Genomic DNA, 26,577 nt, shown 5'->3' on the forward strand with positions numbered 1-26,577 from the left:
GGGGCCCGGCCGGTGCTCCGGCAGGGGCTCCGCCCGGAGGGGGCGGGGGTCCCGCCCGGCGGATCAGTCCTCGTCGCGCAGACGGCGGTCGAGGTCCTTGAGGAAGTCGGGGTCGTCGTCGGGCCCCTTCGGGGCCTCGGGGCGGGGTTTCGGGGCGGTGCCGTCGCGGAAGACCGCGCGCGGCGCGCGGGGACCGAGGGGACGGCCGAGCAGCAGCCAGAACAGGCCGCCCACGGAGAACGTGAGCACCACGACGAGCACCCAGAGAATCTTGGGCAGGTTCCTGGCCTCCTCGTCCGGCGTGGTGATGACGTCGAACAGGCAGTAGAGCCAGAAGGCGAGCAGAGCCAGGCCGAGAAGCACGGACATGCCCGAACTGTAAGCCATTGCGGGCACAGCTGCGCCCGGGACCGCCATTCGGGATGACGCGCGGAGATCCACCCCGTACGGTGGAACCCGTTGCCGCTTTCCCGAGGGGGCGTTATGACGCAGTCGAGTGATCGCGCGCGATGACCACCGACAGGGGCCGCCACCGGCGGCGATGGTGGCAGCGGGGGCCGGCCCAGCGGATGGACGGCACGGTCAGGGAGGCTCCGCGCGAGGTTCCCCGCGAGCCGGAGCGGCGGGTGCGGGCGGTGGCCGCGCCTCCGGCCGACCGCCCGCAGTACACCTGGCGCGACTTCGAACTCGCGGACGACCGTCCCCGGGCGCAGCCCAACCCTCCCGACGTCCCGGACCTGGGCGACGGCCTGCGTCACTGCGGGCCGCTGGAGCGCGTCCTGCACCGTCAGTGGGACGCGCGCAAGGGCCCGCCCCCCGCCGAGGTGGTGCGGGCGGTGGAGAGCCTGGCGAGGCTGCCCGAAGGGCTGAAGGCCAGGCTGGCGGAGGGGCTCGACGGCATCTACGTCGGCGCGGGCGGTGTGCCCGACCTGGACGACATGGGCTACCTGCGCGGCGCGCCGCTGCCCTCGGGCCGGGCGACCTGGGACATCTGCGCGGGGGCGTACGGCGACCGCAAGGTGGTGGTGGGGGACAGGCCCTCACCCACGCCCGACGTGATGATGCACGAGATCGGCCATGCCCTGGACGACGTGAGCGCGCCGCACGAGGAGTGGGTCTCCGACTCCCCGGAGTTCGCCGCCCTCTACGAGCGGTGCGTCCCCGCCCTGGCCTCGTCCTTCCACCTGCAGCCGGGGAACCTGGGGCGCAAGGAGTTCTTCGCCGACGCCTTCGCGGCCATCGCCTCCCGGCAGCGCCCCGCCCTGGTGGACATGCTGGGCGGTGACACGCGGATGGCCCTCGATGTCATGCTGTTCTTCAACCGGCGCTACGGAATCTAGGTGATCTGGGATGTACGTCATCCGGCTCGCTGACGGGACCCTGCGCGTGCCGCAGAGCCTGTCCAGCGATGACGGGCGTCTGATCGGCAACGCGTACGTGGAGGTCTCTCCGGGGGATCCGGACTACGACCGCTGGCTGCCCGAGGCGCTCACGGAGGAGGAACTGGCCGAGCGGCGCCGCAGGTGGCGCGAGGACAACGACGAGCTGGAACGGGAGTTCCTGGCGTTCAAGGCCGAACGGGACGGCTAGGACCGCTCCGGCGGGGAGCACGGCCGGAGCCGGACAGGGCGTCGGGGGACGCCGGATGACTCCACGGTGACCCTGCGGCTTCCGGGTAAGGCACGCAGGATCACCGGTGGTGCGACGTCGTGAGCCGTCACACGCGGGGAGACTCGCCCGCCGGCCGTTCGGCCGTCAGGACGTCCTCACCGCGCAGAAGGGCGTGCACTTCCGACTCGCGGAAACGCCGGTGCCCTCCGGGGGTACGGATGCTGCTGATGCGGCCTGCCGCGGCCCAGCGCGTAACCGTCTTTGGGTCGACCCGGAAGAGGGCGGCAACCTCTCCAGGTGTCAGCAGACGCTCGCTGCTACTCTCCACAATCTCTCCCCCTCGCATCCCGCTTCCTGCCAGCGGGCGGACAGGTAACCAGTGTGCCGAGCGAAGCCTGATTTATCCGTGCTTTCCATCAAAGATCACGGGTTGTTATCGACTGACTGCCCGATTGTTATATGATAGAGCCTCTTTGAGGCTCTCGTGGGTGTTTCTTTACGTAACTGATGTGTTGGGAACACTAGCAGCGCTCGTGCCAGATGCGAAGAGCCGACCTCTCCAGGTCATGCCCACGCCGCGGACAGAGTGCCGTAGCCTCGATGTCGTGCATCCCGCTTTCGTCTACACCGCATCCCGGCTCGGCCTGCTGGCCGTGAGCATCGGCGTGCTCTACCTGCTCGGCCTGCGTGAACCCTTCATCCTGCTGGTCGCTGCGTTCCTCGTCAGCGGCGTGGTCAGCTATGTCCTGCTGTCCAGGCAGCGCGACGCGCTGAGCGCGCGAATCGCCAAGAATCGGGAGTGATCACGGTAACGGGAACATGCCGATCCGGGCATGGTACTCGCGACCGAGCCGGATTGTGTCACTACCGACGAGTAATCCGCCCGGGTGGGCGAGAAACGCTTTGACGCCGATTCCGCGCTCCCTGGTGGGATTCCACGGCAGAGCCCGGCCGGTGACCGGATGGATCGCGCCGATCCCCTGCCGCTCCACCGCGCCCGGGCCCGCCGAGTCGCTGCCCCGGGGGTTGTCCAGCCAGCGCTGGTGCCCGCCCACGTAGACGGCGCTCCCGGTCACCGCGACCGAGTACAGCGAGTCGCCGCCGGTGAAGTTGACCCACGTGGGCCGGGCCGTGCCCCGGGCGCGGGTCTCGAATCGCGCGGCGGTGTCGCACATCTTCCGCGGCCCGCCGGGACCGCCGCTCGTGACCACCACGAAGTAGCTCCCGTCGGGGGCGAAGTCCAGGCCCCTGACGTAGCTGGGGAAGGCGGGCATGCAGTCCGCGGCGTACGCGTCCGTCCGCCAGCCGGCGACCCGCGCGCGCGAGGCGCTCACGTCGATGAGGCCGAGCTGGGGGCGGGAGAGCCCGTCGAGGGTGGTGAAGTTGCCGTCCACCGCCAGCCGCCCCCTGCTGAGCGCCATCGCGTACACCCTGACCCGGGCGCTCCTCGGGGATCCCGGCTTGATCGTGAAGGCCGGGTCGACGGCGCCGGTGGTGGCGTCGACGCGGGCGAGAGCCGTACGGGAGACCCGTCCGACATGGGTGAAGTCACCGCCGAGGTAGAGCTGGGAGCCGTACCGGACCAGGCTGGTGACCGAGCCGCCGAACGCGTGGGCGCCGAAGGCGGTCACCGGGGCGCCGTCGGAGAGCCGGAGGCGGGCCACCTTGTGCACGGCGGCACCCTCGACCGCGGTGAACGCGCCGCCCGCGTAGACGGTGCCGCCGGTGCCCGCGGCGAGGGCCTGGACGGGGCCGTTGAGCTCCGGCGCGAAGTCCCGGAGGATCCGCCCGGTGGCCAGGTCGTAGGCGAATATGTTGTCGCGCATCAGGACGGTGGAGCTTCCGGCGTCGCTCACTTCACTGAACGAGCCGCCGACGACGACCGCGCCGCCCACCAGGGCGATGGCGTTGACGATCCCGTCGAGCACGTGGGGGGTGGTGTCCACCGGGTCGGCCGAGACGACTCCGCTGTGCGCGACGGTCCCGGCGGCGGCGGTGCCGCCGGGGGTCGCCAGGAGCAGAGCCGCGGCCAGCGCGGGGACGGTTCTGGCAAACATTCGCCAAGTTCTAGCAGACTCTTGGTAGTCGCATCGCTACTTTCCGTGGATTGTCCGGCCGGCTCTAGGCTTGTCCTCATGACGCGCGCTTCGCTGGACAAGCAACCGCACGAGGTCGCCTCGATGTTCGATCGCACGGCCCGGCGCTACGACCTGATGAACGACGTCCTCTCCCTGGGGCAGGACCGGTTCTGGCGCAAGGCCACGGCGGCCGCGGTCGACGCCGGCCCCGGCGAGCTCGTGCTCGACCTGGGCGCGGGCACCGGCACCTCGACCGATGCCTTCACCTCGCTCGGCGCCCGGGCCATCGCCTCCGACTTCTCCCTGGGGATGCTCCGCACCGGCGTCGAGCGGCGCGGCGGGTCGGGCCTGTCCGGCGGCGGGGTGCGCGGGGTCACCTTCATCGCGGGGGACGCGCTGCGCCTGCCGTTCGCCGACGACAGCTTCGACGCGGTGACGATCTCCTTCGCGATCCGCAACGTCAACGACACCGAGCAGGCGCTGCGCGAGATGCTCCGCGTGGCCAGGCCCGGCGCCCGGCTGGTGGTCTGCGAGTTCTCCCGTCCGACGATCAGGTCCTTCGACGTCGTCTACACGCAGTACCTGATGCGGATGCTGCCGGTCGTGGCCCGGACGGTCAGCTCCAACCCCGACTCCTACGAGTACCTCGCGGAGTCGATCAGGTCCTGGCCGGACCAGGAGGCGTTCGCGCGGATCATCCAGCGGGCGGGCTGGCAGAAGGTCGCCTGGCGCAACCTCTCGCTCGGCATCGTCGCCCTGCACCGCGGTTACAAGCCGGGGGCCTGAGACTCTCCGGCCCCGGGCGGGCCGCCGCGGGTCCGCTCGGGAGGGTCCCGGGGCCGGGCCCCGGTCCGGGCGGCTCCGGGAAGCGGGGAGGGAGGCGCGGGGTCCGGTATATACGTCGGACACGCCCGCCGGCCCGACCCGAGGCGCCGTTGCCCCGGGTCTCCTCCTGCGGCTACCGCCGGAGCTCGACGACGAGGACGTGCCCCCAGCGGTCGTGGGGGCGGACGGTCACCACGGGGGCGAAGCAGGCGACCCTGATCTCGGGGATGTGGTCCACGAAGAGTTCGAGGCTCATCCCCGTCCTGCACCACAGATACATCTCCGTACGGCCGTCGCGGTGCGGGACCGTGCCGAGCACCAGCGGCAGCCATCCCCGCGGGGTCCGGAGCGGGCTCTTCAGGCACAATCCCTGGAAGCGGTGCCTGACGGCCAGCCCCCGGAACTGCCCTCCCGCCGCCCGCCGTGCCTGCGGGCAGCCGATCGCGGCGACGAGCGGCAGCAGGTAGACGGGGATCCAGGCGGGCCGGTCGGGCAGCAGCGAGAGCAGGGAGAGGCCGCCCGCGGTCGCGATGATCTCGATGCGCCAGCGGATGATCCGCCCGACCCAGACCAGCGGGCCCCGCGCCGGGGGGATCGGCGGGTAGCGGCGGTGCCCCGGCCGGACGGGCGGGCCGCTAACCACGGAACCCGCCCGCGAGCCGCAGACCGCCCCCGGCCGGAATCCCGTCTTCCGCCGCGACCGGGATCTCCTCCCGTCCGGCGTCCGGGTCCAGGGCGAGCCGGTCGAAGCGGGGGTCCCGGTACCGCCTGACGAAGAGGCTCGCCCTGGTGGCCCGCCAGCCGTTCCGCTCGGCGAACCGGTCGTCGTCGCCCCAGATCCGCCGGTCGGCCGCCTCGACGGCGCGTTCTCGCAACCCCTTGCGGGGTCGTGGTGATGGATTAGTGTTGGACATGTTCTACGGCTCCTCGTTCCCGTCGCTGATGAGATGAGGGGGCTGCGGGACTTCCGGGCGGATGGGTCGCAGCCATCCGCCCGTTCGCATGGATGGCCGTTGAACGGCGTGGCGGGGGATCCCGGCCGCGTGAGGAGCGTGCCGCCGTCTCGGCCGGAGATTTCCTGCCCCTCTTGGCCACGTGCACCTCTTGTGTCGGTCCGGGGTACTACTGTGAGGGTGTGCCTCCGGGATGTTCGATGCAATTCCCGCGGGGATTACTTCAGGGATGCCCGACGGAAGTTGTTTCAACCCTGTAAGTGAGGGTTGTGAGCTCTGCCGTACGGGTACCACTTGATGACGGTTCGTGAGGAGAGCTGAGTGGCGCGCGAGGTCAGCCCCACCGTCAGCCGGCGCCGACTCGCCGCAGAGTTGCGCCGACTCCGCGAGGATGCCCATCTCACCGGCGGCCAGGTGGCCAAAGCCCTCGGCTGGTCAACCTCCAAGATCTCCCGGATCGAGAACGCCCAGGTCGGCGCACAGAAGGACGACGTCGCCGCGTTGGCCTCCCATTACGGGGTGTCCGGGGAATGGCGTGATCTGCTCCTGGAGTTGTCCCGCGAATCGGAGGAGCGGGCATGGTGGGAAGACTACGCAGACGTACTGTCCGACTCCTACTCCACCTACATCGGTTTGGAGGCGGGCGCTGCATCAATGCTGACATGTCAGACTCTCGTCTTCCCCGGCCTGCTCCAGATTCCCGATTACGCCCAGGCGACGATGGGAACGGCGAAGTCCGTCAATGCTCCCTCACCCGGTGAGGCCGCACGTCGCGTACAGGTCCGGATGCGGCGTCAGCGCCTGCTCGATGGCCCTGATCCGCTGCACTTCACTGCGCTGATCGACGAATCAGTCCTGCATCGCCGGTTCAGCACGGCAGAGGTCATGCAGCGCCAGTTGCGCCACGTCATGGAAGTGGCCGCCCGCCCCCATGTCGTGATCCGCATCCAGCCGCTCGGCATAGACCACTCCTTGATGCTTCCGAGCTTCGTCCTGCTGAAGTTCTCCGAGAGAGAGCGATTGGGAAGACTGCATGACGACATCGTCTATCTGGAGAACGCCATGGATGCGACCTTTGAGGAAGACGAGGTGACGACCTACTCCTTCGACCGAGCTTTCCGCCACATGGCCTCCGAAGCCTTCTCGAAGGAGCAGTCGCTGCGCTTGATAACGGACGCCCTACGCCGAACAACTTAGGACAAGGGGCGAATTGCGACCTTACACCCGGGGTATCTCTAACCTGCCCGAGGTAAGGATGTGGTGATGGAGGCGGTGACCTCTCCCAAGATCGTATGGCGCAAGAGCAGCCTCAGCGCCCTCGCCAACGAGTGCGTCGAGACCGGTAGGACCGCGGATGGACGTGTCGCGATCCGAGACTCAAAAGACCCAAAAGGGACAATTTTGGTCTTTGGTGCCAAGGAGTGGGGCAAATTCATCGAAACAGTGAAGAAGGGTAACGTCTTCAGCGTCTAAGGGTGAAGGTGCGCCTTCTTTAAACGTTGATCTAACAACGTTGCTGTAACGTTTGAGTGTCGATGCTTCATTTTCGATCTTGCTTACCAGGTAACATGCTCATGACTCAATGGCAAGGTTCCTCGCTCGAGAACCTTCATCGGAATGAGATATGTGCCTGTGGAGACCCGTGTGACTCTGAACGATCCTGATGGCGTCTCCTGGGTGAAGAGCACTTTGAGCAACCTCAGCAACGAGTGTGTGGAGGTTGCCCGCCCGGCAGGTGGGTCCGTGTTTGTCCGCGACTCTAAGGATCCTTCCGGTCTCATGCTGACGTTCACGCAGGGTGAGTGGCGGGCGTTCCTGGCGGGGGTGCGGAACGGCGAGTTCGACGTCTGAGGCTTATCGATCATGAACCCCCGCGGGCCGTACGGCGGCGCGCGGGGGTTTTCGTGTGCCCGGGCGGGGCAGCGGCGAAGGGGCCGGAGCCGAGGAGCGGGACCGGGGATGCAAGTGATCGTTGATCCCGCCTGACATCGGGCCCCCGGAAGGCGTTAGACTGCCGCCCGACAAGTTTGTGAAGACCTTCACAAAGGAACGAAAGGCCCCTTACCCCGAGGCCGTCAAAGCATGTAGGACAGGACAGGTCCCGTGACCGTGCCAGCCGCCCCGCGGCGGAGTCCCGCTGAGGCTGACGCCGACGTCATCGTCGTCGGCGCCGGGCCCGCCGGATCGACGACCGCTTTTCACCTCGCCCAGGCCGGACTCGACGTCCTGCTGCTCGAGAAGACCACATTCCCCCGCGAGAAGGTCTGCGGCGACGGGCTGACCCCCCGGGCGGTCAAGCAGCTCATCGCGATGGGGATCGACATCGACGCCCCCGGCTGGGTCAGGAACAAGGGCCTGCGCGTCGTCGGCGGAGGGATGCGCTTCGAGCTCGACTGGCCGGAGCTGTCCAGCTACCCCGACTTCGGCCTGGTCCGCACCCGCCAGGACTTCGACGAGATCCTGGCGGGCAACGCCGTGCGCGGCGGGGTCCGCCTGCTGCAGGGCGTCAACGTCACCGGCCCGGTCCTCGACGAGCGCAGCGGGCACATCGTGGGCGTCACCGCGAGGAAGGACGGCGAGCCGGTGACGTACCGCTCCCGGCTCGTGGTCGCCGCCGACGGCAACTCCACCCGGATCTCCCTGGCGATGGGGCTGCACAAGCGCGAGGACCGCCCGATGGGCGTCGCCGTGCGGACCTACTTCACCAGCCCGCGCCACGACGACGACTACCTGGAGACGTGGCTGGAGCTGTGGGACGGCGACCAGTTGCTGCCCGGCTACGGCTGGATCTTCGGGGTCGGGGACGGCACCTCCAACGTGGGCCTGGGACTGCTGAACACCAGCGAGTCCTTCAAGGGTATGGACTACCGTGACCTGCTCAAACGTTGGGTCAAGAACATGCCTCCGGAGTGGGGTTACACCGAGGAGAACATGACGACCCCGATCCGGGGTGCCGCGCTGCCGATGGCCTTCAACCGCCAGCCGCACTACACGCGGGGCCTGGTGCTGGTCGGCGACGCGGGCGGCATGATCAACCCGTTCAACGGGGAGGGAATCGCCTACGCGATGGAGACCGGCCAGATCGCGGCCGAGACCATCGTCCAGGCGCTGGGCAGGACCACGGCCGCCCAGCGCGAGCGGGTGCTGCGGGCGTACCCGCAGATCCTCAAGGACGCCTACGGCGGCTACTTCACGCTCGGCCGGGGCTTCGTGGAGCTCATCGGGAGGCGCGGGGTGATGAACTTCGCCACCCGTCACGCGCTGCCCCATCCCCGGCTGATGCGGTTCGCGCTCAAGCTCCTTGCTAATCTCACCGACCGGCGAGGCGACGCGTCCGACAGGATCATCAACGCTCTGTCGAAGGTCGCGCCACCGGCATGACCTCACAAAACATGCAAACCCGGAGCGAGCCGAGATGATCGCCCTGCCTAGACTTGTGAAACACACCACTGTGACGAGCTGCGCGCCGGCGCGCGTGGAGATGGGAGAGGAGGCGTAGCGATGGAGCTGTACGCACCCATCCTGGTGCTCGCCGTTCTCGCGGCGGGATTCGCGATCTTCTCGGTGACGATCGCCCCCTTCACCGGACCCAGGCGCTGGAACCGCGCGAAACTCGACGCCTACGAATGCGGCATCGAGCCCACGCCCCAGCCGGTCGGCGGCGGGCGCTTCCCGCTGAAGTACATGATCACCGCGATGCTCTTCATCGTGTTCGACATCGAGATCATCTTCCTCTACCCGTGGGCGGTCGCCTTCGACCAGCTCGGGATGTTCGGGCTGGTCGAGATGGTGCTGTTCATCGTCACCGTGCTCGTGGCCTACGCGTACGTGTGGCGCCGCAAGGGCCTGGACTGGGATTAGGACTATGGGACTTGAAGAGAAACTCCCGAGCGGCTTCCTGCTGAGCACGGTCGAGCAGGTGGCCGGCTGGGCGCGAAAGAACTCGGTCTGGCCGGCGACCTTCGGCCTGGCCTGCTGCGCGATCGAGCTGATGTCGACCGGCGGTCCCAAGCACGACCTGGCGCGCTTCGGCATGGAGCGCGCCTCGGCCTCCCCGCGCCAGGCCGACCTGATGATCGTCGCGGGCCGGCTCTCCCAGAAGATGGCCCCGGTCCTGCGCCAGATCTACGACCAGATGGCCGAACCCAAGTGGGTCATCGCCATGGGCGTGTGCGCCTCCAGCGGGGGCATGTTCAACAACTACGCGATCGTGCAGGGCGTGGACCACGTCGTCCCGGTCGACATCTACCTGCCCGGCTGCCCGCCGCGGCCCGAGATGCTCATCGACTCGATCGTCAAGCTGCACGACAAGATCCAGAACATGAAGTTCGGCGCGCACCGCGCCAAGCAGATCGACGAGCTCGAACTGCAGGCGCTCCGGACGCTGCCGCTGATCGACCAGGGGAACGCCAAATGAGCAGCGGCGAGACCGACAACCTTCCCGAGGTACCGCAGGAGCCGGTCGCCCGCCTGGGCATGTTCGGCGCCCAGGACTCCGGTGACACCTCCGGCTACGGCGGCCTGGTCGTACGGCGGGCGCCCCGGCTGTCCACGCCCCGCCCCTACGGCGGCTACTTCGACGCGATCGCGGACGAGCTGGAGCGCGCCCTCGGCGGGGACCTCGCCGACGCGGTCGAGCGCGTGGTCGTGGACCGCGGCGAGCTGACCTTCCACGTCAGGCGCGAGCGCCTGCTGGACGTCCTGCAGCACCTGCGCGACGACCCCGCGCTCCGCTTCGAGCTCTCCCTGGGCGTCTCCGGCGTGCACTACCCCCACCTGGAGGGGGAGGAGCTGCACGCGGTGTACCACCTCTGCTCGATCACGCACAACCGGCGGCTGCGCGTCGAGGCCTCCTGCCCCGACGGTGACCGGCACATCCCGTCCAGCGTCTCGATCTACCCGACGCACGACTGGCACGAGCGGGAGACCTGGGACTTCTTCGGGATCATCTTCGACGGTCACCCGGCGCTGACCCGGATCATGATGCCGGACGACTGGGACGGCCACCCGCAGCGCAAGGACTATCCGCTCGGCGGCATCCCGGTCGAGTACCGCGGCGCTGAGATTCCCCCGCCGGACCAGAGGAGGTCGTACAAGTGAGCGCCCCCTACGAGGAGACGGCCGAAGGCAGGGTCTACACCGTCTCGGGCAACGACTGGACCGAGCTGGTCGGCACGCTGAGCGGCCAGCAGGACGAGCAGCTCGTCGTCAACATGGGTCCGCAGCACCCGTCCACGCACGGCGTGCTCCGCCTGATCCTGAACCTGGACGGCGAGACGGTCACCGAGGCCCGCACGGTCATCGGCTACCTGCACACCGGCATCGAGAAGACCTGCGAGTACCGGACCTGGACCCAGGGGACCACGCTGGTCACCCGGATGGACTACCTCTCGCCGATCTTCAACGAGACCGCCTACTGCATGGCGATCGAGAGGCTGCTGGGCATCACCGAGCAGATCCCGGAGCGGGCCCAGGCCATCCGGGTGCTGACGATGGAGCTCACCCGCATCTCCTCGCACATGGTGGCCATCGGCACCTTCGGCATGGAGCTGGGCGCGACCACGCCGTTCCTCTTCGGGTCCCGCGAGCGCGAGATGGTGCTCGACGTGATGGAGTACATCACCGGCCTGCGGATGAACATGGCCTACATCCGGCCCGGCGGCGTCTCCGTCGACCTGCCGGCCGGCGCCGTGGACAAGGTCGCCGAGCTGCTGAAGGTCATGCCGGAGCGCATCAAGGACATGCGCAAGCTGCTCGACGCCAACCCGGTCTACCTGGCCCGGACCAAGGACGTCGCCTACCTCGACCTCACCGGCTGCATGGCGCTGGGCGTCACCGGCCCGATGCTGCGGGCCGCGGGCCTGCCCTGGGACCTGCGCAAGTCGCAGCCCTACTGCGGGTACGAGACCTACGAGTTCGACGTGCCGACCGAGAGGACCGCCGACGTCTACGGCCGCTACCTCGTCCGGGTGGCCGAGATGGAGGAGTCGCTCAAGATCATTGAGCAGGCTCTCGACCGGCTCTCCGGCCCGCTCAAGGGCGGCCGCGTGATGGTGGACGACAAGAAGATCGGCTGGCCCGCCCAGCTCGCGCTCGGCCCCGACGGCTTCGGCAACTCGCCCGACCACATCGCGCACATCATGGGCACCTCGATGGAGGCGCTGATCCACCACTTCAAGCTGGTGACCGAGGGCTTCCGGGTCCCGGCGGGACAGGCCTTCGCGAGCGTGGAGTCCCCGCGCGGCGAGCTCGGCGCCCACGTGGTCAGCGACGGCGGCACCAAGCCGTACCGGGTGCACTTCCGTGACCCGTCGTTCACGAACCTGCAGGCCGTACCGGCGACGTGCGAGGGCGGCATGGTCGCCGACGTCATCTCGGCGGTGGCCTCGATCGACCCCGTTATGGGAGGTGTGGACCGATGAGCGGCGAGCCGGAGAAGAGTGCGGCGAGCTTCGCGAGCCACGAGGGGAGCGCGACCTTGGACCCCGCTGAGAAGGGGGTCGCGAAGGTGAGCCCGGGCGAGGAGGGACGCACGACCGCGGGTGCCGGTTACTCACCGGAGACCCGCGAGCGTCTGGAGCGGGACGCCAAGGAGATCATCGGCCGCTACCCGAGGCCGCGGTCGGCCCTGCTGCCCCTGCTGCACCTGGTGCAGTCGGAGGACGGCTACGTCTCCGACCGCGGCCAGGAGTTCTGCGCCGAGATGCTCGGCCTGACCAAGGCCGAGGTCGTGGGCGTGGCCACGTTCTACACGATGTACAAGCGCAAGCCGATGGGCGACTACCACGTCGGCGTCTGCATCAACACGCTCTGCGCGGTCATGGGCGGCGACCAGATCTGGGACGAGCTCTCCGAGCACGTCGGTGTCGGCCACGACGAGGCGACCGCGGACGGCAGGATCTCGCTGGAGCGGCTGGAGTGCAACGCCGCCTGCGACTTCGCCCCCGTGATGATGGTCAACTGGGAGTTCTTCGACAACCAGACCCCGGCGTCGGCCAAGCAGCTCGTCGACGACCTGCGGGACGGCAAGGACGTCTCGCCGACCCGCGGCCCGAAGAAGCTGGCCACCTTCAAGGAGGCCTCCCGGGTGCTCTCCGGTCTGCCCGACGACCTGGCCGGCGACGGCCCCGCGGCGGCCGGCGCCTCCCTGGAAGGGCTCAAGGTCGCCAAGGCCAACGGATGGAAGGCCCCTGAGGCATGACGACTCTCACCCCGGTCCTCACCGCGAACTGGGACCGGCCCGACTCCTTCACCCTGAACGGCTACGGGGAGTACGCCGCCGCGAAGAAGGCGCTGAGGATGGACCCCGACGCCGTCATCCAGGCGGTCAAGGACTCCGGACTGCGCGGCCGCGGCGGCGCGGGCTTCCCCACCGGCATGAAGTGGGGCTTCATCCCCCAGGGCGACGGCAAGCCGCACTACCTGGTCGTCAACGCCGACGAGTCCGAGCCCGGCACGTGCAAGGACATCCCGCTGATGATGGCCAACCCGCACTCGCTGGTGGAGGGCGTGATCATCACGTCCTACGCCATCCGGGCGAACCAGGCCTTCATCTACGTGCGCGGCGAGGTCCTGCACGTCATCCGCCGTCTGCACGCGGCCGTGCGCGAGGCCTACGAGGCCGGCTACCTCGGCAAGGACGTCTTCGGCACCGGATACGACCTGGAGCTGGTCGTGCACGCGGGCGCGGGCGCCTACATCTGCGGCGAGGAGACGGCTCTCCTCGACTCGCTGGAGGGGTACCGCGGCCAGCCTCGTCTCAAGCCTCCGTTCCCGGCGGTGGCGGGCCTCTACGCCTGCCCCACTGTGATCAACAACGTCGAGTCGGTCGCGAGTGTTCCCTCGATCATCGCCAACGGCGCCGAGTGGTTCGCGGGCATGGGCACCGAGAAGTCGGCCGGGTTCGGCATCTTCTCGCTCTCCGGCCACGTCACCCGCCCCGGCCAGTACGAGGCCCCGCTGGGCATCACGCTGCGCGAGCTCCTCGACATGGCGGGCGGCATCCGCAAGGGCCACCGGCTGAAGTTCTGGACCCCCGGCGGGTCGAGCACCCCGATCTTCACCGAGGAGCACCTGGACGTGCCGCTCGACTTCGAGTCGGTCGGCGCCAAGGGGTCCATGCTCGGCACCCGGGCCCTGCAGATCTTCGACGAGACGACCTGCGTGGTCCGCGCGGTGATGCGCTGGACCGAGTTCTACGCGCACGAGTCCTGCGGCAAGTGCACCCCCTGCCGGGAGGGCACCTACTGGCTCAAGCAGGTGCTCAAGAGGCTGGAGAAGGGTCAGGGCACCGAGGAGGACCTGACCACGATCACCGACATCGCCGACAACATCCTGGGCCGCTCCTTCTGCGCCCTGGGCGACGGCGCCACCAGCCCCATCCACTCGTCGGTGAAGTACTTCCGCGACGAGTACCTCAAGCACTTCGAGATCGGCGGCTGCCCGTTCGATCACGCCCCGTCCACGGTGTGGGGGGCCAAGTGATCGCGAGAGCCGGCGAGCAGAGCACCGTTTCGGTCATGGGGCCGACGGAGGAGGCACCATGAGCGTCGAACCCACCACCCCGGCGCAGCAGCCGGTGGAGCTGGTGACCCTGACGATCGACGGGTTCCAGGTGAGCGTCCCGAAGGGGACGCTCATCATCCGGGCGGCGGAGCTGCTCGGCATCCAGATCCCGCGCTTCTGCGACCACCCGCTGCTGGACCCGGCCGCCAACTGCCGCCAGTGCCTGGTGGAGATCCCCGACGCGGGCAACGGCCGCGGTTTCCCGAAGCCGCAGCCGTCCTGCGCCATCGAGGTCGCCCCGAACATGGTGGTCCAGACCCAGCTCACCTCCCCGGTCGCGGAGAAGGCGCAGCGCGGTGTCATGGAGCTGCTGCTCATGAACCACCCGCTCGACTGCCCGGTCTGCGACAAGGGCGGCGAGTGCCCGCTGCAGAACCAGGCCATGTCCAACGGCCAGGGCGAGTCCCGCTTCCACGAGCACAAGCGCGTCTTCGCCAAGCCGGTCCCGCTCTCCACCCAGGTGCTGCTGGACCGCGAGCGCTGCGTGCAGTGCGCCCGCTGCCTGCGCTTCTCCGACGAGATCGCCGGCGACCCGCTGATCGAGTTCTTCGAGCGCGGCGCCAAGGAGCAGGTCGGCACCGCCGACGGCAGGCCGTTCGAGTCCTACTTCTCCGGCAACACCGTGCAGATCTGCCCGGTGGGCGCGCTGACCAGCGCCGCCTACCGCTTCCAGGCCCGCCCGTTCGACCTGGTCTCCACCCCCTCCGTCTGCGAGCACTGCGCCGGCGGCTGCTCGCTCCGGGCCGACCACCGGCGCGGCCGGATCACCCGCCGCCTGGCCGGCAACGATCCGGAGGTCAACGAGGAGTGGAACTGCGACAAGGGGCGCTTCGCCTTCACCTACGCCACCCAGCCCGACCGGCTGAAGACCCCGCTCATCCGTGACGAGGACGGCCACCTCGTCCCGGCCTCCTGGCCCGAGGCGCTCGCCGTCGCGGCCAAGGGGCTCGCGGCGGCCCGCGGCCGCGCGGGCGTGCTGGTCGGCGGCCGGGTCACGGTCGAGGAGGCGTACGGCTACGCGAAGTTCGCCCGGATCGCCCTCGCCACCAACGACATCGACTTCCGCTCCCGGCCGCACTCCGCCGAGGAGACGCAGTTCCTCGCGCACGCCGTCGCGGGCAAGGGCATCGAGCTGCGCTACCGCGACCTGGAGGCGGCACCGGCCGTGCTCCTGGCCGGGCTCGAGCCCGAGGAGGAGTCGCCGATCGTCTTCCTGCGGCTGCGCAAGGCCTGGCGGAAGAAGGGCCTGAAGGTCTTCTCCGTCGGACCGTTCGCCACCGCCGCGCTGGCCAAGATGGGCGGCACGCCGGTCCCGTCGGTGCCCGGAGCCGAAGCCGAGGCCATCGAGGACCTGATCTCCGGCGGTTCGCCCGCCGCCGAGGCGGTCAAGCAGCCCGGTGCGATCATCCTCGCCGGCGAGCGGCTCGCCACCTCTCCGGGCGCGCTCTCGGCGCTGCTCCGGCTCGCCGAGGCGAGCGGTGCCCGGCTGGCCTGGGTCCCGCGCCGGGCCGGCGAACGCGGCGCCGTCGAGGCGGGGGCGATGCCGAACCTGCTCCCGATCGGCCGCCCGGTCGCGGACGAGGCCGCCCGCGCCGAGGTGGCCCGGGTGTGGAACGTCGCCTCGCTGCCCGAGACCCCGGGACGCGACACCTCCGCCATCCTGGCGGCGGCGCTGCACGAGGACCTCGACGCCCTCGTCATCGCCGGTGTCGACCCCTACGACCTGGCCGACCCGGACGCCGCGCTGGCGGCCCTGGAGAACACGCCGTTCATCGTCAGCCTGGAGCAGCGCGCCAGCGCGGTCACCGACCGCGCCGACGTGGTGCTGCCGGTCGCGGCGGTGGCCGAGAAGTCCGGCACGTTCGTCAACTGGGAGGGGCGCGGCCGTACCTTCGAGGAAGCCCTGCCGGTCCCCGGCGTGATGAGCGACCTGCGGGTGATCTCCTCGATCGCCGACCACATGGACGTGCACCTGGGCCTGCCGGACCCGGCCGCCGCCCGCCGCGAGCTCGGCTCGATCGGCGCGTGGCGGGGCGCCCGGCCCGAGGCCCCGCGGGTGAGCTTCCGCAAGGGCTCCGCCGCGCAGGCCGGCGAGGCCGTCCTCGCCACCTGGCACCAGCTGCTCGACGACGGCCGCCTGCAGGCCGGCGAGCCGTACCTCGCGGGTACCGCGCACGCCGCCGAGGCGCTGCTCTCGGCCGCCACCGCGGCCGAGGCGGGCATCGCCGACGGTGACAAGATCACTGTCACCTCCGGGAAGGGCTCGCTGAGCCTGCCGGTGCGGATCGCCGACCTGCCCGACCGGATGCTGTGGCTGCCGGCCAACTCCGGCGGCCGCTCGGTCACCCGTGACCTGCGCGCCGTCGCCGGTGACATCGTCAAGATCGGAAGTGCCTCATGAGCGGGAGAGAACCCGACGCAGTGAGCGAAGCGGTCCGCGAGGTGCGGGCGGCCCGCGTGGCGAATGGGGAGTGGTGAGGACCTATGAACGCATGGTCTCTGCTCGCGGCCGCGCCGGTCGAACCGGCCCTTCCGAGCATCGACGACTTCGGCAAGGACCCGATCGGGATCGTCATCCTGAAGTCCGCGGTCATCTTCATCGTCCTGATGCTGGGCGTGCTCTTCGGCGTGTGGTACGAGCGCAAGCTCATCTCCCGCATGCAGAACCGGTACGGCCCCAACCGGGCGGGTAAGTTCGGCCTCCTCCAGTCGGTGGCCGACGGCCTGAAGATGGGTCTCAAGGAAGACCTGATGCCGCGGACCGTGGACAAGGTGATCTACTTCATCGCCCCGGTCGTCCTGGGGGTCCCGGCCTTCCTGGCCTTCTCCGTCATCCCGATGGGCCCGAAGGTCAACATGTTCGGCGTCGAGACGCCGCTGCAGCTGACCGACCTGCCCGTCGCGGTGCTGCTGGTGCTGGCCATGGCCTCCATCGGCGTCTACGGCATCGTGCTCGCCGGATGGGGCTCGCGCTCGCCGTACGCCATGCTGGGCGGCCTGCGCGCGAGCGCGCAGGTGGTCTCCTACGAGATCGCGATGGGCCTGTCGTTCGTGGGCGTGTTCCTCTTCGCGGGCACGCTCTCCACCTCGGGGATCGTCGCCGCGCAGGCCAGCGGCAACACGCTCACCCTGGGCGGCCTCGACATCCCGATGCCCTCGTGGTACATGGTCCTGCTGCTCCCGTCCTTCCTGATCTACATCGTCACGATGCTGGGGGAGACCAACCGCGTCCCGTTCGACCTGCCCGAGGGCGAGGGCGAGCTGGTCGGCGGCTTCCAGACCGAGTACTCCAACTCGCTGAAGTTCGCGGTCATCATGCTCGCCGAGTACGTCAACGTCTTCGTGGTCTCGGCGGTGTCGATCACCCTGTTCATGGGCGGCTGGCGGGCCCCGGCCCCGATCACGACCTTCTGGCCGGAGGCCAACACCGGCTACTGGCCGCTGCTGTGGTTCTTCCTGAAGATGGTGCTCCTCTTCTCCTTCTTCATCTGGGCCCGCGCCTCGCTGCCGCGGGTGCGCTACGACCAGCTCATGTCGCTCGGCTGGAAGATCCTCATCCCGGTCAACCTGGGCTGGATCCTGCTGGTCGCCACCGTGCGCGCCATGCAGATCGAGGGCGTCAACCGGACCATGGTGATGATCCTGGGCGCCCTGGTGGTCGTCGGGTGCTTCGCGATCTGGCTGCGCTTCGACACCGTCCTGCAGCGGCGCAAGGAGGACAGGGCCGCGCAGGTCGAGGCGGAGTTCGAGCAGCTCCAGGCCGAGCCGGCGGCCGGCGGCTTCCCGGTTCCCCCGCTCGACCTGCCGCACTACCGCGGCGTCGCGGCCGCGGCGGAGACGCGCGCAAACAAGACAGCGGAGGTTCCCAGTGGGAGCAACTGATTGGCTCAACCCCATCAAGGGGTTCGGCGTGACCTTCCACACGATGTTCAAGAAGGTCGAGACGGTCAACTACCCCGAGGACAAGCGGCCCACGGCTCCGCGCTTCCACGGCCGGCACCAGCTCAACCGCTGGCCCGACGGCCTGGAGAAGTGCGTCGGCTGCGAGCTGTGCGCCTGGGCGTGCCCGGCCGACGCGATCTACGTGGAGGGCGCCGACAACACCGAGACCGAGCGCTTCTCCCCGGGGGAGCGCTACGGGCGCACCTACCAGATCAACTACCTGCGGTGCATCCTGTGCGGCCTGTGCATCGAGGCCTGTCCGACGCGCGCGCTCACCATGACCAACGAATACGAGCTCGCCGACACGAGCCGTGAGAGCCTTATCTACACCAAGGAGATGCTGCTCGCGCCGCTCGGCCCCGGCATGGAGGCTCCGCCCCACGCCATGCGTCTCGGCGAGACCGAAGAGGACTACTACCGGCTGGGACGTAACAATGGGTGAGACCATCACGTTCTGGGTGCTGGCGGTCGTTTCCGTGGCCGCCGCCCTCGGACTCGTCTTCAGCCGCAAGGCGGTCTACTCGGCCCTGATGCTGGGCGTGGTCATGCTCTCGCTGGCCGTGCTCTACGCCGTCCAGGACGCGCCCTTCCTCGCCGCGGTGCAGATCATCGTCTACACCGGCGCGGTCATGATGCTCTTCCTGTTCGTGCTGATGCTCGTCGGCGTGGACTCCTCCGACTCCCTGGTCGAGACGATCAGGGGGCAGCGCTTCTGGGCGGTCGTCGCCGGCCTGGGCTTCGCGGTCCTGCTGGCCCTGGCGATCGGCAACGCGGTGTTCAGCCCGGCGGCGGGCCTGGGACGGGCCGTGACCGGCCGGGACGGCAACGTCCCCGCGCTGGCCGCGGAGATCTTCACCCGGCACGTGTTCGCCTTCGAGGTCACCTCGGCGCTGCTGATCACCGCCGCGCTCGGCGCGATGGTGCTGGCCCACCGCGAGCGGGTCCGGCCCAAGGCCACCCAGCGGTCCCTGGCCCGCACCCGCTTCGCCGGCCCGCAGCCCTCGCCGCTGCCGGGTCCCGGCACCTACGCCCTGCACAACGCCATCGACATGCCGGCTCTGCTGCCCGACGGCTCGGTGGCCGCCACGTCCATCAACCGGGTGCTCGCCCGGCACGAGCTGGACGAGGGCTTCGCCCCGACCGATCCGGAGAAGGCCGCGCTCATCAGGCAGGTCCTGGAGAAGGACGCGGCCGAGGACGCGGAGCCGGTCGAGGGTGACAAGCCCATCCAGGTGAAGGACGCGCTCTCCGACGAGAACGCGCTCTCCGAGGAGGACGGCAAGTGACCACCCACTACCTGGTGCTCTCCGCGCTGCTGTTCGCGATCGGCGGCATCGGCGTGCTGGTGAGGCGCAACGCGATCGTGGTGTTCATGTGCGTGGAGCTGATGCTCAACGCCTGCAACCTGGCGTTCGTCACCTTCGCCCGGCAGCACGGCAACCTGGACGGCCAGCTCATCGCGTTCTTCGTGATGGTGGTGGCCGCTGCGGAGGTCGTGATCGGCCTCGCCATCATTGTGATGATCTTCCGAACCCGCAGGTCGGCGTCCGTTGACGACGCCAACCTGCTGAAGTACTAGAGGGGTGCCCGGTGCAATCTCCTGCTGAGATCGACCTGCACTCCGGTGGGGTGATCGGGCTCTCCTGGCTGATGATCGCGCTGCCGCTGCTCGGCGCCGCGGTCCTGATGCTGGGCGGGCGCCGTACCGACAGGTGGGGCCACCTCCTCGGCGTGCTGATGTCGCTGGGCGCGTTCGCGGTGGCCGCGGCCTCCTTCGTGGAACTGCTCGGCATGTCGCCGGCCGAGCGCCGCCGCGAGGTCGGGCTGTACGAGTTCATCCCCGGCATGGCGGACCTGGGCCTGCTGATCGACCCGCTCTCGATCAGCTTCGCCCTGCTGATCACAGGTGTCGGATCGCTGATCCACATCTACTCGATCGGCTACATGTCGCACGACCACGACCGCCGCCGGTTCTTCTCCTACCTCAACCTGTTCGTCGCGGCCATGCTCCTGCTGGTCCTGTCGGACAACTACCTCGGCCTGTTCGTCGGCTGGGAGGGCGTGGGTCTCGCGTCCTACCTGCTGATCGGGTTCTGGCAGTTCAAGCCGAGCGCGGCCACCGCCGCGCAGAAGGCGTTCATCGTCAACCGCGTCGGCGACTTCGGCCTGCTGATCGGGATCTTCACGATCTGGACGACGTTCGGCTCGCTCGGCTTCCGCGAGATCTTCTCGCAGGACCCGGGAACGGCCTCCAGCGGCACCATGACCGCGATCGGCCTGCTGCTGCTCGTCGGCGCCTGCGGCAAGTCCGCCCAGCTCCCGCTGCAGTCCTGGCTGCTGGACGCGATGGAGGGCCCGACCCCGGTCTCGGCCCTCATCCACGCCGCGACCATGGTCACCGCCGGCGTCTACCTGGTGGTCCGCTCGGGCTTCTTCTTCGAGGCCTCCGCGACCGCGCAGCTGGTCGTCACGATCGTCGGCGTCGCCACGCTCCTCGCCGGTGCCATCATCGGTTGCGCCAAGGACGACATCAAGAAGGGCCTGGCCGGTTCGACGATGTCGCAGATCGGCTACATGATGCTCGGCGCGGGCCTCGGCCCGGCGGGCTACGCCTTCGCGATCGGCCACCTGATCACGCACGGCTTCTTCAAGGCCAACATGTTCCTCGGCGCCGGCTCGGTCATGCACGCCATGAACGACGAGGTCGACATGCGCCGGTACGGCGGGCTGTTCTCGGTGATGAAGATCACCGCGGTCACGTTCGTCATCGGCTACCTGGCCATCATCGGCTTCCCGCTGCTGTCCGGTTACTTCACCAAGGACGGCATCATCGAGACGGCGATGCACCACAACCAGATCCTCGGCTGGCTCGCGGTGGCCGGCGCCGGTCTGACCGGCTTCTACATGTCGCGGATGGTCTTCATGACCTTCTTCGGCAAGAAGCGCTGGGCCGACGACGCGCACCCGCACGAGTCGCCCGCGGTGATGACCTGGCCGCTGATCATCCTGGCGATCGGCTCGATCGGCCTGGGCGCGTTCCTGGTCCTGGGCAACCGGTTCATGACCTTCCTCGCCCCGGCCGTCGGCCTGCCGCAGGAACTGCCGGAGTTCCACTTCGTCAGCACCCCCGGCCTGGCCACGCTCGCGCTGGTCGCCGTCGGCGCGGCCTTCGCCTGGTTCCGGTACGGCGCCGCCGAGGTGCCCGTCCTGGCCCCGCGCGGCTCCTTCCTCACCGCCTTCGCCCGCCGCGACCTGTACGGCGACGCCCTGAACGAGGCGCTGCTCATGCGCCCCGGCCAGTGGCTGACCCGCATCGCGGTGTTCTTCGACAACCGCGGCGTCGACGGCCTGGTCAACGGGCTGGCCGCGGGGATCGGCGGGACCTCCGGGCGGCTGCGCCGCGTGCAGACCGGCTACGTCCGGTCGTACGCGCTGTCCATCCTCTTCGGTGCCGCCGCCGTCGTTGGCGCGCTGCTCTACGTAGGGAACATGTGATGCCCTGGCTCTCGATCCTGATGGCCGTGCCCGTACTGGGCGCGGTCGGGGTGGCACTGCTCCCCAAGGGCAGTGACAAGCTCGCCAAGCAGGTGGCGCTGCTGGTCTCGCTGGTCGTGCTGGCACTGACCATCGCGATGGCGGTGCAGTTCAGCCCGAACGGCAACCGCTTCCAGTTCGAGGAGAAGTACTCCTGGATCCCCAGCTTCGGGGTCCACTACGGCGTCGCCGTGGACGGCATCGCGCTCGTGCTGATCGCGCTGTCGGCGGTCCTCGTGCCGATCGTCGTCCTCGCCTCCTGGCACGACGCCGAAGGCGCCACCCGGGCGCTCGACCTCAAGAGCGAGCTGATCCCGCCCAAGCGCTCCGCGAAGACCTACTTCGCGCTGCTGCTGGTGCTGGAGGCCATGATGATCGGCGTCTTCGCGGCGACCGACATCTTCCTCTTCTACGTCTTCTTCGAAGCCATGCTGATCCCGATGTACTTCATGATCGGGTCGTACGGCGGCGTGCAGCGGTCCTACGCGGCCGTCAAGTTCCTGCTCTACTCGCTCTTCGGCGGCCTGCTCATGCTGGTCGCGGTGATCGCGCTCTACGTGGTCGCCGAGAAGAACACCTTCATGTACCCCGAGCTGATCGGGGTCATCCAGGACCCGACCACGCAGAAGTGGCTGTTCGCCGGATTCTTCATCGCCTTCGCGGTCAAGGCCCCGCTCTGGCCCTTCCACACCTGGCTGCCCGACGCCGCCGCGCAGGCCCCGGCCGGTGCCGCGGTCCTGCTGGTGGGCGTGCTGGACAAGGTCGGCACGTACGGCATGCTCCGCTTCTGCCTGGAGCTGTTCCCGGACGCGTCGAAGTTCTTCACCCCGCTGGTGATCGTGCTCTCGGTGATCGGCATCATCTACGGCGCGATCGTGGCCATCGGCCAGACCGACATGAAGCGCCTGATCGCCTACACCTCGATCTCGCACTTCGGCTTCATCGCCCTGGGCGTCTTCGCGATGACGCAGAACGCCCAGGCCGGCGCCACGCTCTACATGGTCAACCACGGCTTCTCGACCGGCGCGCTCTTCCTGCTCGCCGGGTTCCTGATCCACCGCCGCGGTTCCAGCCAGATCGCCGACTACGGCGGCGTGCAGAAGGTCGCCCCGCTGCTCGCGGGCTCCTTCCTGATCGCCGGCCTGTCCGGCCTCGCGCTGCCGGGCCTGTCCTCGTTCGTCAGCGAGTTCATGGTCCTGATCGGCACCTACGAGCGCTACGCGATCCCGGCGATCATCGGGGCGCTCGGCGTCATCCTGGCGGCCATCTACATCCTGTGGATGTACAAGCGCACGATGAACGGCCCCACGGCCGAATCGGTCAAGGGCTTCACCGACCTCGACGGCCGGGAGAAGTGGGTGGTGGCTCCGCTGATCGCGGTGATCATCGCACTCGGGTTCTTCCCCAAGCCGGTGCTCGACGTGATCAACCCCGCGGTGGACAAGACCCTCGACAGCGCCCAGGTGCTGGACAAGAAGCCCGTCTCCACCGTCGCTGAGAAGAAGGGGGCCGGCCAGTGAACGGCGGCACCATCGAGGCGCCAACGATCGAGTACGCCCTGCTCGCTCCGATGCTGATCGTCTTCGGCGCGGCGATCATCGGCGTGCTGGTCGAGGCGTTCGCACCTCGCCACCTGCGCAAGGCGATCCACATGCCGCTGACGCTGGTGGCGCTGCTCGGCGCGTTCCTGCTGACGATCCTCCAGGCGGTCCGGGACGGCGTCCCCACCACGCCCGCGGCCATGGGCGCGGTCGCGGTGGACGGCCCCGCCCTGTTCATCTGGGGCATCATCCTCATCCTGGCCTTCGTCAGCACGCTGCTGATCAACGACGACGAGCAGTTCGTCGCGCAGGCGGCGGCCGTACCGGGGAGCAACGACGAGGAGGAGGCGGTCCGCAGCGGCTACGCGCAGACCGAGGTCTACCCGCTGCTGCTCTTCTCGGTCGGCGGCATGCTGCTCTTCCCGGCCGCCAACGACCTGCTGGTCATGTTCGTGGCCCTGGAGGTCCTCTCCCTCCCGCTGTACCTGCTGTGCGGCCTGGCCCGCCGGCGCCGCCTGCTCTCGCAGGAGGCCTCGCTCAAGTACTTCCTGCTCGGCGCGTTCTCCTCGGCCTTCTTCCTGTACGGCACGGCCCTGATCTACGGCTACGCCGGATCGATCGACCTGAGGGCCATCAGCTCCTCGCTGGGCACCGTCGCCGGCCAGGACACCCTGCTGTACATCGGCACGGCGCTGCTCGGCGTCGGCCTGCTCTTCAAGATCGGCGCCGCGCCGTTCCAGGCCTGGAAGCCCGACGTCTACCAGGGCGCGCCCACCGCGGTCACCGCCCTGATGGCCTCCACCGTCCTGGTGGCGGCCTTCGGCGCGGTGCTCCGGGTCTTCTGGGTCGCCCTGGGCAACCTCGACTGGGACTGGCGGCCGGTCATGTGGGGTGTGGCGATTCTCACCATGGTCGTCGGCGCGATCCTGGCCATCACCCAGACCGAGATCAAGCGCATGCTGGCCTACTCCTCGATCGCGCACGCGGGCTTCCTGCTCACCGGCGTGATCGCCACGGGCGCCGTCGAGCAGAACCGGGACGCCCTCTCGGCGATCCTGTTCTACCTCGCGGCGTACGGCTTCACCACGGTCGGCGCCTTCGCGGTGGTCACCATGGTCCGCGACGCGGGCGGCGAGGCCGGGCACCTGTCCCGGTGGGCCGGTCTCGGCAAGCGGGCCCCGGTGCTGGCGGGCATCTTCGCGTTCTTCCTGCTGGCCTTCGCGGGAATCCCGCTGACCAGCGGTTTCTTCGGGAAGTACGCGGTCTTCTCGGCTGCGGTCGCCAGTGACGCGCTGCCGCTGGTCGTCGTGGGCGTGGTCAGCTCGGCCATCGCCGCGTTCTTCTACGTCCGCGTGATCGTGCTGATGTTCTTCAGCGAGCCGGCCGCCGACGGCCCGAGCGTCGCGGTGCCGACCGTCGGCACCTCGGCTGTGGTCGCGCTGGCCGCAGCGGCTACCGTAGTGCTGGGCGTCTTCCCGGAGCCCGTGCTGAGCCTGGCTGACCAGGCCGCCTCCGCACTGTTCGTTCGCTAGGGAGTAGAACTCATGGCTGCGCCACCGGTTGTCGATCTACCGCTCGTCGACGAGCGGCTGGCGCAGGACCTGGCCGTCGGCCTGGCCCAGGTCGAGAAACTGCTCCGCTCCTCCGTGGAGAGCGAGGACGCCTTCGTCACGGAGACGTCCAGGCACCTCATCGAGGCGGGCGGCAAGCGGTTCCGGGCGATGCTCGTGCTGCTCGCCGCCCAGTTCGGCTCGCCGGACGCCCCGGGCGTGGTGCCCGGGGCGGTGGTGATCGAGCTGACCCACCTGGCGACGCTGTACCACGACGACGTCATGGACGAGGCCCCGGTCCGCCGGGGCTCGCCGTCGGCCAACGCCCGGTGGGACAACACCGTGGCCATCCTGACCGGCGACTACCTGTTCGCCCAGGCCTCCGAGATCCTCGCCGACCTCGGCGCGGACATCATCCGGATCCAGGCCCAGACCTTCTCCCGCCTGGTCCGCGGCCAGATCCGCGAGACCACCGGCCCCCGTGACGGGGAGGACCCGGTCCGGCACTACATCGACGTGCTGGCCGACAAGACCGGTTCCCTGATCGCCACCTCCGGCCGGTTCGGCGCGCTGCTGAGCGGCGCCTCACCCGACGTGGTCACCCGGGTGACCAGCGCCTGCGAGGCCATCGGCGTCGCCTGGCAGCTCAGCGACGACCTGCTGGACGTCGCCTCCGAGTCGGCCGAGTCCGGCAAGACGCCCGGCACCGACCTGCGCGAGGGCATCCACACGCTCCCGGTGCTGTACGTGCTGTCCGGCGACGAGCCGGCCGACGCCCGCCTGCGCGAGCTGCTCTCCGGCCCGGTCGCCGAGGAGGACGTCGAGGAGGCCCTGAGCCTGCTGCGCGCCAACCCCGCGATGGACCGGGCCCGCGCCGAGCTGATCTCCTGGACCGACCGGGCCCGCGCCGACCTGTCCGGCCTGCCGGACATCCCGGCCCGCGCCGCCTACCTCGCCCTCTGCGACTACGTGGTCGAGCGCTCCGGCTGACGGGCCGCGGCCGGCGGGTCAGGCGGGGACGGACTCCGCCTCCCGCTCCAGCCCGGCCTCCCGCTCCCGCTCGGTACGGCGGGCCTCGTGCGCGGCACGCAGGCCGTCCCAGGTGAAGACCGACAGGGCCAGCCAGACGATGGCGAACCCGGCCCAGCGGCTGGCGGGCATGGTCTCGTGCGCGATGAACACGCCGCAGAGGAACTGCAGCACCGGGGCGATGTACTGCAGCAGGCCGATCGTGGTGAGCGGGACCCGGATCGCGGCGGAGGTGAAGGCGAGCAGCGGGACGGCGGTGACGACCCCGGCGCCCGCCAGCAGCAGCGCGTGCCCCGCGCCCGCCGAGCCGAAGGTGCTCGCCCCCTGCTGCCCCAGGTAGAGCAGGTAGCCCAGCGCGGGGAGGAGCAGGACGAGCGTCTCGACGGCCATGCTCTCCGCCGCGCCGACCTGGGCGGTCTTCTTGACCAGGCCGTAGGTGCCGAAGCTGACGGCCAGCACCAGCGCGATCCACGGCAGCCGGCCGTAGTCGAGGGTGAGCACGACGACGGCCAGGGTGCCCAGGCCGACCGCGACCCACTGCCAGCGGCGCAGCCGCTCCTTGAGCAGGAAGACGCCGAAGACCACGCTGACCAGAGGGTTGATGAAGTAGCCCAGGGCGCTCTCGACGACGTGCCCGGTGTTCACGGCGTAGATGTAGACGCCCCAGTTGACCGTGATGATCACGGCGGCGAGGACCAGCAGACCGAGCTTGCGGGGAGTGCGGAGCATCTCCCTGACCCAGGACCAGTGGCGCCGTACCGCGAGGATGGCGACGACCGCGACGAGCGACCACGCCATGCGGTGGGCGAGGATCTCCAGCGCGCCGGAGGGCTTCAGGAGCGGCCAGTACAGTGGGAACAGGCCCCACATGGCGTAGGCGGCGACACCGTACAGGACCCCACGACGCGATTCAGGCATGTCACCCATTTTTGCTGCTTACCGTATTTAA

The 26,577-nt window shown here is 69.3% G+C and carries 29 protein-coding genes; 23 read left to right on the forward strand and 6 right to left on the reverse strand.

The genetic code is table 11. The features are described from left to right. Positions 1–63: 63 nt before the first annotated feature. Positions 64–369: a PLD nuclease N-terminal domain-containing protein gene (locus tag FHS22_RS02225; protein WP_377295955.1), complete on the reverse strand. Its 306-nt coding sequence runs from the start codon at positions 367–369 to the stop codon at positions 64–66. A 140-nt stretch (positions 370–509) separates the two neighbouring features. Here FHS22_RS02225 and FHS22_RS02230 point away from each other — a divergent pair, with 140 nt between their 5' ends. Both FHS22_RS02230 and FHS22_RS02235 read left to right on the forward strand, forming a co-directional pair. Beyond that, positions 510–1,340, forward strand: a complete 831-nt coding sequence (locus tag FHS22_RS02230; protein WP_184937850.1) for a hypothetical protein — start codon at positions 510–512, stop codon at positions 1,338–1,340. A 10-nt stretch (positions 1,341–1,350) separates the two neighbouring features. Continuing rightward, a complete protein-coding gene (locus tag FHS22_RS02235; protein ID WP_184937852.1) occupies positions 1,351–1,590 on the forward strand; it encodes a hypothetical protein in 240 nt (79 codons plus the stop codon). A 127-nt stretch (positions 1,591–1,717) separates the two neighbouring features. Here the strand turns inward: FHS22_RS02235 and FHS22_RS02240 are convergent, their stop codons facing one another. Further along, entirely contained in the window at positions 1,718–1,957 is a 240-nt protein-coding gene (locus FHS22_RS02240; RefSeq protein WP_012887349.1) for a BldC family transcriptional regulator, read from the reverse strand. Between the two features lie 259 nt (positions 1,958–2,216). On the opposite strand from FHS22_RS02240, the gene FHS22_RS02245 reads away from it, so the two are divergent. Continuing rightward, positions 2,217–2,414 (forward strand): DUF4229 domain-containing protein, encoded by a 198-nt coding sequence (locus FHS22_RS02245; protein WP_184937854.1) that lies wholly within the window; start codon positions 2,217–2,219, stop codon positions 2,412–2,414. Here FHS22_RS02245 and FHS22_RS02250 read toward each other — a convergent pair whose 3' ends face one another. Beyond that, positions 2,415–3,668 (reverse strand): hypothetical protein, encoded by a 1,254-nt coding sequence (locus tag FHS22_RS02250; protein WP_260407571.1) that lies wholly within the window; start codon positions 3,666–3,668, stop codon positions 2,415–2,417. Between the two features lie 78 nt (positions 3,669–3,746). On the opposite strand from FHS22_RS02250, the gene FHS22_RS02255 reads away from it, so the two are divergent. Beyond that, a complete protein-coding gene (locus FHS22_RS02255; RefSeq protein ID WP_184937856.1) occupies positions 3,747–4,475 on the forward strand; it encodes a demethylmenaquinone methyltransferase in 729 nt (242 codons plus the stop codon). A gap of 172 nt (positions 4,476–4,647) precedes the next feature. On the opposite strand, the gene FHS22_RS02260 is transcribed toward FHS22_RS02255, so the two are convergent. Both FHS22_RS02260 and FHS22_RS02265 read right to left on the reverse strand, forming a co-directional pair. Then, the gene (locus tag FHS22_RS02260; protein WP_184937858.1) at positions 4,648–5,157 is read right to left on the reverse strand and encodes a hypothetical protein; all 510 of its coding nucleotides are present in this window, start codon (positions 5,155–5,157) and stop codon (positions 4,648–4,650) included. Beyond that, a complete protein-coding gene (locus FHS22_RS02265) occupies positions 5,150–5,428 on the reverse strand; it encodes a hypothetical protein (RefSeq protein WP_221473087.1) in 279 nt (92 codons plus the stop codon). The genes FHS22_RS02260 and FHS22_RS02265 overlap by 8 nt, the downstream gene beginning before the upstream one ends. Before the next feature lie 360 nt (positions 5,429–5,788). Between FHS22_RS02265 and FHS22_RS02270 the strand changes: the two genes are divergently transcribed. From FHS22_RS02270 to FHS22_RS02360, 19 genes are all read left to right on the forward strand, one after another. Next, a complete protein-coding gene (locus FHS22_RS02270; protein ID WP_184937862.1) occupies positions 5,789–6,664 on the forward strand; it encodes a helix-turn-helix domain-containing protein in 876 nt (291 codons plus the stop codon). Between the two features lie 66 nt (positions 6,665–6,730). Beyond that, positions 6,731–6,940 carry a DUF397 domain-containing protein gene (locus FHS22_RS02275; protein ID WP_184937864.1) on the forward strand — a complete coding sequence of 70 codons (210 nt, stop codon included), beginning with the start codon at positions 6,731–6,733 and terminating at the stop codon, positions 6,938–6,940. Between the two features lie 171 nt (positions 6,941–7,111). Next, a complete protein-coding gene (locus FHS22_RS02280) occupies positions 7,112–7,318 on the forward strand; it encodes a DUF397 domain-containing protein (protein ID WP_338047557.1) in 207 nt (68 codons plus the stop codon). A 252-nt stretch (positions 7,319–7,570) separates the two neighbouring features. Beyond that, a complete protein-coding gene (locus tag FHS22_RS02285) occupies positions 7,571–8,848 on the forward strand; it encodes a geranylgeranyl reductase family protein (RefSeq protein WP_184937868.1) in 1,278 nt (425 codons plus the stop codon). A gap of 120 nt (positions 8,849–8,968) precedes the next feature. After that, a complete protein-coding gene (locus tag FHS22_RS02290; RefSeq protein ID WP_031169666.1) occupies positions 8,969–9,328 on the forward strand; it encodes an NADH-quinone oxidoreductase subunit A in 360 nt (119 codons plus the stop codon). 4 nt (positions 9,329–9,332) lie between these two features. Further along, positions 9,333–9,884 (forward strand): NuoB/complex I 20 kDa subunit family protein, encoded by a 552-nt coding sequence (locus tag FHS22_RS02295; RefSeq protein ID WP_184937870.1) that lies wholly within the window; start codon positions 9,333–9,335, stop codon positions 9,882–9,884. Continuing rightward, complete coding sequence (locus FHS22_RS02300; protein ID WP_184937872.1) at positions 9,881–10,567, forward strand: NADH-quinone oxidoreductase subunit C; 687 nt, start codon at positions 9,881–9,883, stop codon at positions 10,565–10,567. Before FHS22_RS02295 ends, FHS22_RS02300 begins: the two co-directional genes overlap by 4 nt. After that, positions 10,564–11,889, forward strand: coding sequence for an NADH-quinone oxidoreductase subunit D (locus FHS22_RS02305; RefSeq protein ID WP_184937874.1), 1,326 nt, complete (start codon positions 10,564–10,566; stop codon positions 11,887–11,889). The genes FHS22_RS02300 and FHS22_RS02305 overlap by 4 nt, the downstream gene beginning before the upstream one ends. Then, on the forward strand, positions 11,886–12,668 hold the full coding sequence (nuoE, locus tag FHS22_RS02310; protein WP_184937876.1) for an NADH-quinone oxidoreductase subunit NuoE: 783 nt from the start codon (positions 11,886–11,888) through the stop codon (positions 12,666–12,668). Before FHS22_RS02305 ends, nuoE begins: the two co-directional genes overlap by 4 nt. Beyond that, complete coding sequence (gene nuoF, locus FHS22_RS02315; RefSeq protein ID WP_184937878.1) at positions 12,665–13,951, forward strand: NADH-quinone oxidoreductase subunit NuoF; 1,287 nt, start codon at positions 12,665–12,667, stop codon at positions 13,949–13,951. The genes nuoE and nuoF overlap by 4 nt, the downstream gene beginning before the upstream one ends. 58 nt (positions 13,952–14,009) lie before the next feature. Next, positions 14,010–16,433: an NADH-quinone oxidoreductase subunit G gene (locus tag FHS22_RS02320; protein ID WP_184937880.1), complete on the forward strand. Its 2,424-nt coding sequence runs from the start codon at positions 14,010–14,012 to the stop codon at positions 16,431–16,433. A gap of 83 nt (positions 16,434–16,516) precedes the next feature. Further along, complete coding sequence (gene nuoH, locus FHS22_RS02325; RefSeq protein WP_184937882.1) at positions 16,517–17,914, forward strand: NADH-quinone oxidoreductase subunit NuoH; 1,398 nt, start codon at positions 16,517–16,519, stop codon at positions 17,912–17,914. Then, the gene (gene nuoI / locus FHS22_RS02330; protein WP_184937884.1) at positions 17,901–18,416 is read left to right on the forward strand and encodes an NADH-quinone oxidoreductase subunit NuoI; all 516 of its coding nucleotides are present in this window, start codon (positions 17,901–17,903) and stop codon (positions 18,414–18,416) included. The genes nuoH and nuoI overlap by 14 nt, the downstream gene beginning before the upstream one ends. Beyond that, on the forward strand, positions 18,409–19,260 hold the full coding sequence (locus FHS22_RS02335; RefSeq protein ID WP_184937886.1) for an NADH-quinone oxidoreductase subunit J: 852 nt from the start codon (positions 18,409–18,411) through the stop codon (positions 19,258–19,260). Before nuoI ends, FHS22_RS02335 begins: the two co-directional genes overlap by 8 nt. Further along, on the forward strand, positions 19,257–19,553 hold the full coding sequence (nuoK, locus tag FHS22_RS02340; protein WP_184937888.1) for an NADH-quinone oxidoreductase subunit NuoK: 297 nt from the start codon (positions 19,257–19,259) through the stop codon (positions 19,551–19,553). Before FHS22_RS02335 ends, nuoK begins: the two co-directional genes overlap by 4 nt. Before the next feature lie 71 nt (positions 19,554–19,624). Next, positions 19,625–21,469, forward strand: coding sequence for an NADH-quinone oxidoreductase subunit L (nuoL, locus tag FHS22_RS02345; protein ID WP_184938347.1), 1,845 nt, complete (start codon positions 19,625–19,627; stop codon positions 21,467–21,469). Beyond that, positions 21,469–23,028, forward strand: coding sequence for an NADH-quinone oxidoreductase subunit M (locus tag FHS22_RS02350; protein WP_184937890.1), 1,560 nt, complete (start codon positions 21,469–21,471; stop codon positions 23,026–23,028). Before nuoL ends, FHS22_RS02350 begins: the two co-directional genes overlap by 1 nt. Further along, positions 23,025–24,581: an NADH-quinone oxidoreductase subunit NuoN gene (nuoN, locus tag FHS22_RS02355; RefSeq protein WP_338047558.1), complete on the forward strand. Its 1,557-nt coding sequence runs from the start codon at positions 23,025–23,027 to the stop codon at positions 24,579–24,581. Before FHS22_RS02350 ends, nuoN begins: the two co-directional genes overlap by 4 nt. A gap of 12 nt (positions 24,582–24,593) precedes the next feature. After that, positions 24,594–25,589: a polyprenyl synthetase family protein gene (locus tag FHS22_RS02360; RefSeq protein ID WP_184937892.1), complete on the forward strand. Its 996-nt coding sequence runs from the start codon at positions 24,594–24,596 to the stop codon at positions 25,587–25,589. A gap of 18 nt (positions 25,590–25,607) precedes the next feature. Here the strand turns inward: FHS22_RS02360 and rarD are convergent, their stop codons facing one another. After that, positions 25,608–26,546, reverse strand: coding sequence for an EamA family transporter RarD (gene rarD / locus FHS22_RS02365; RefSeq protein ID WP_184937894.1), 939 nt, complete (start codon positions 26,544–26,546; stop codon positions 25,608–25,610). Positions 26,547–26,577: the final 31 nt, after the last annotated feature.

It is taken from the genome of Thiemannella venezuelensis (assembly GCF_014203605.1).
Lineage (GTDB): Bacteria > Actinomycetota > Actinomycetes > Streptosporangiales > Streptosporangiaceae > Planomonospora_A > Planomonospora_A venezuelensis.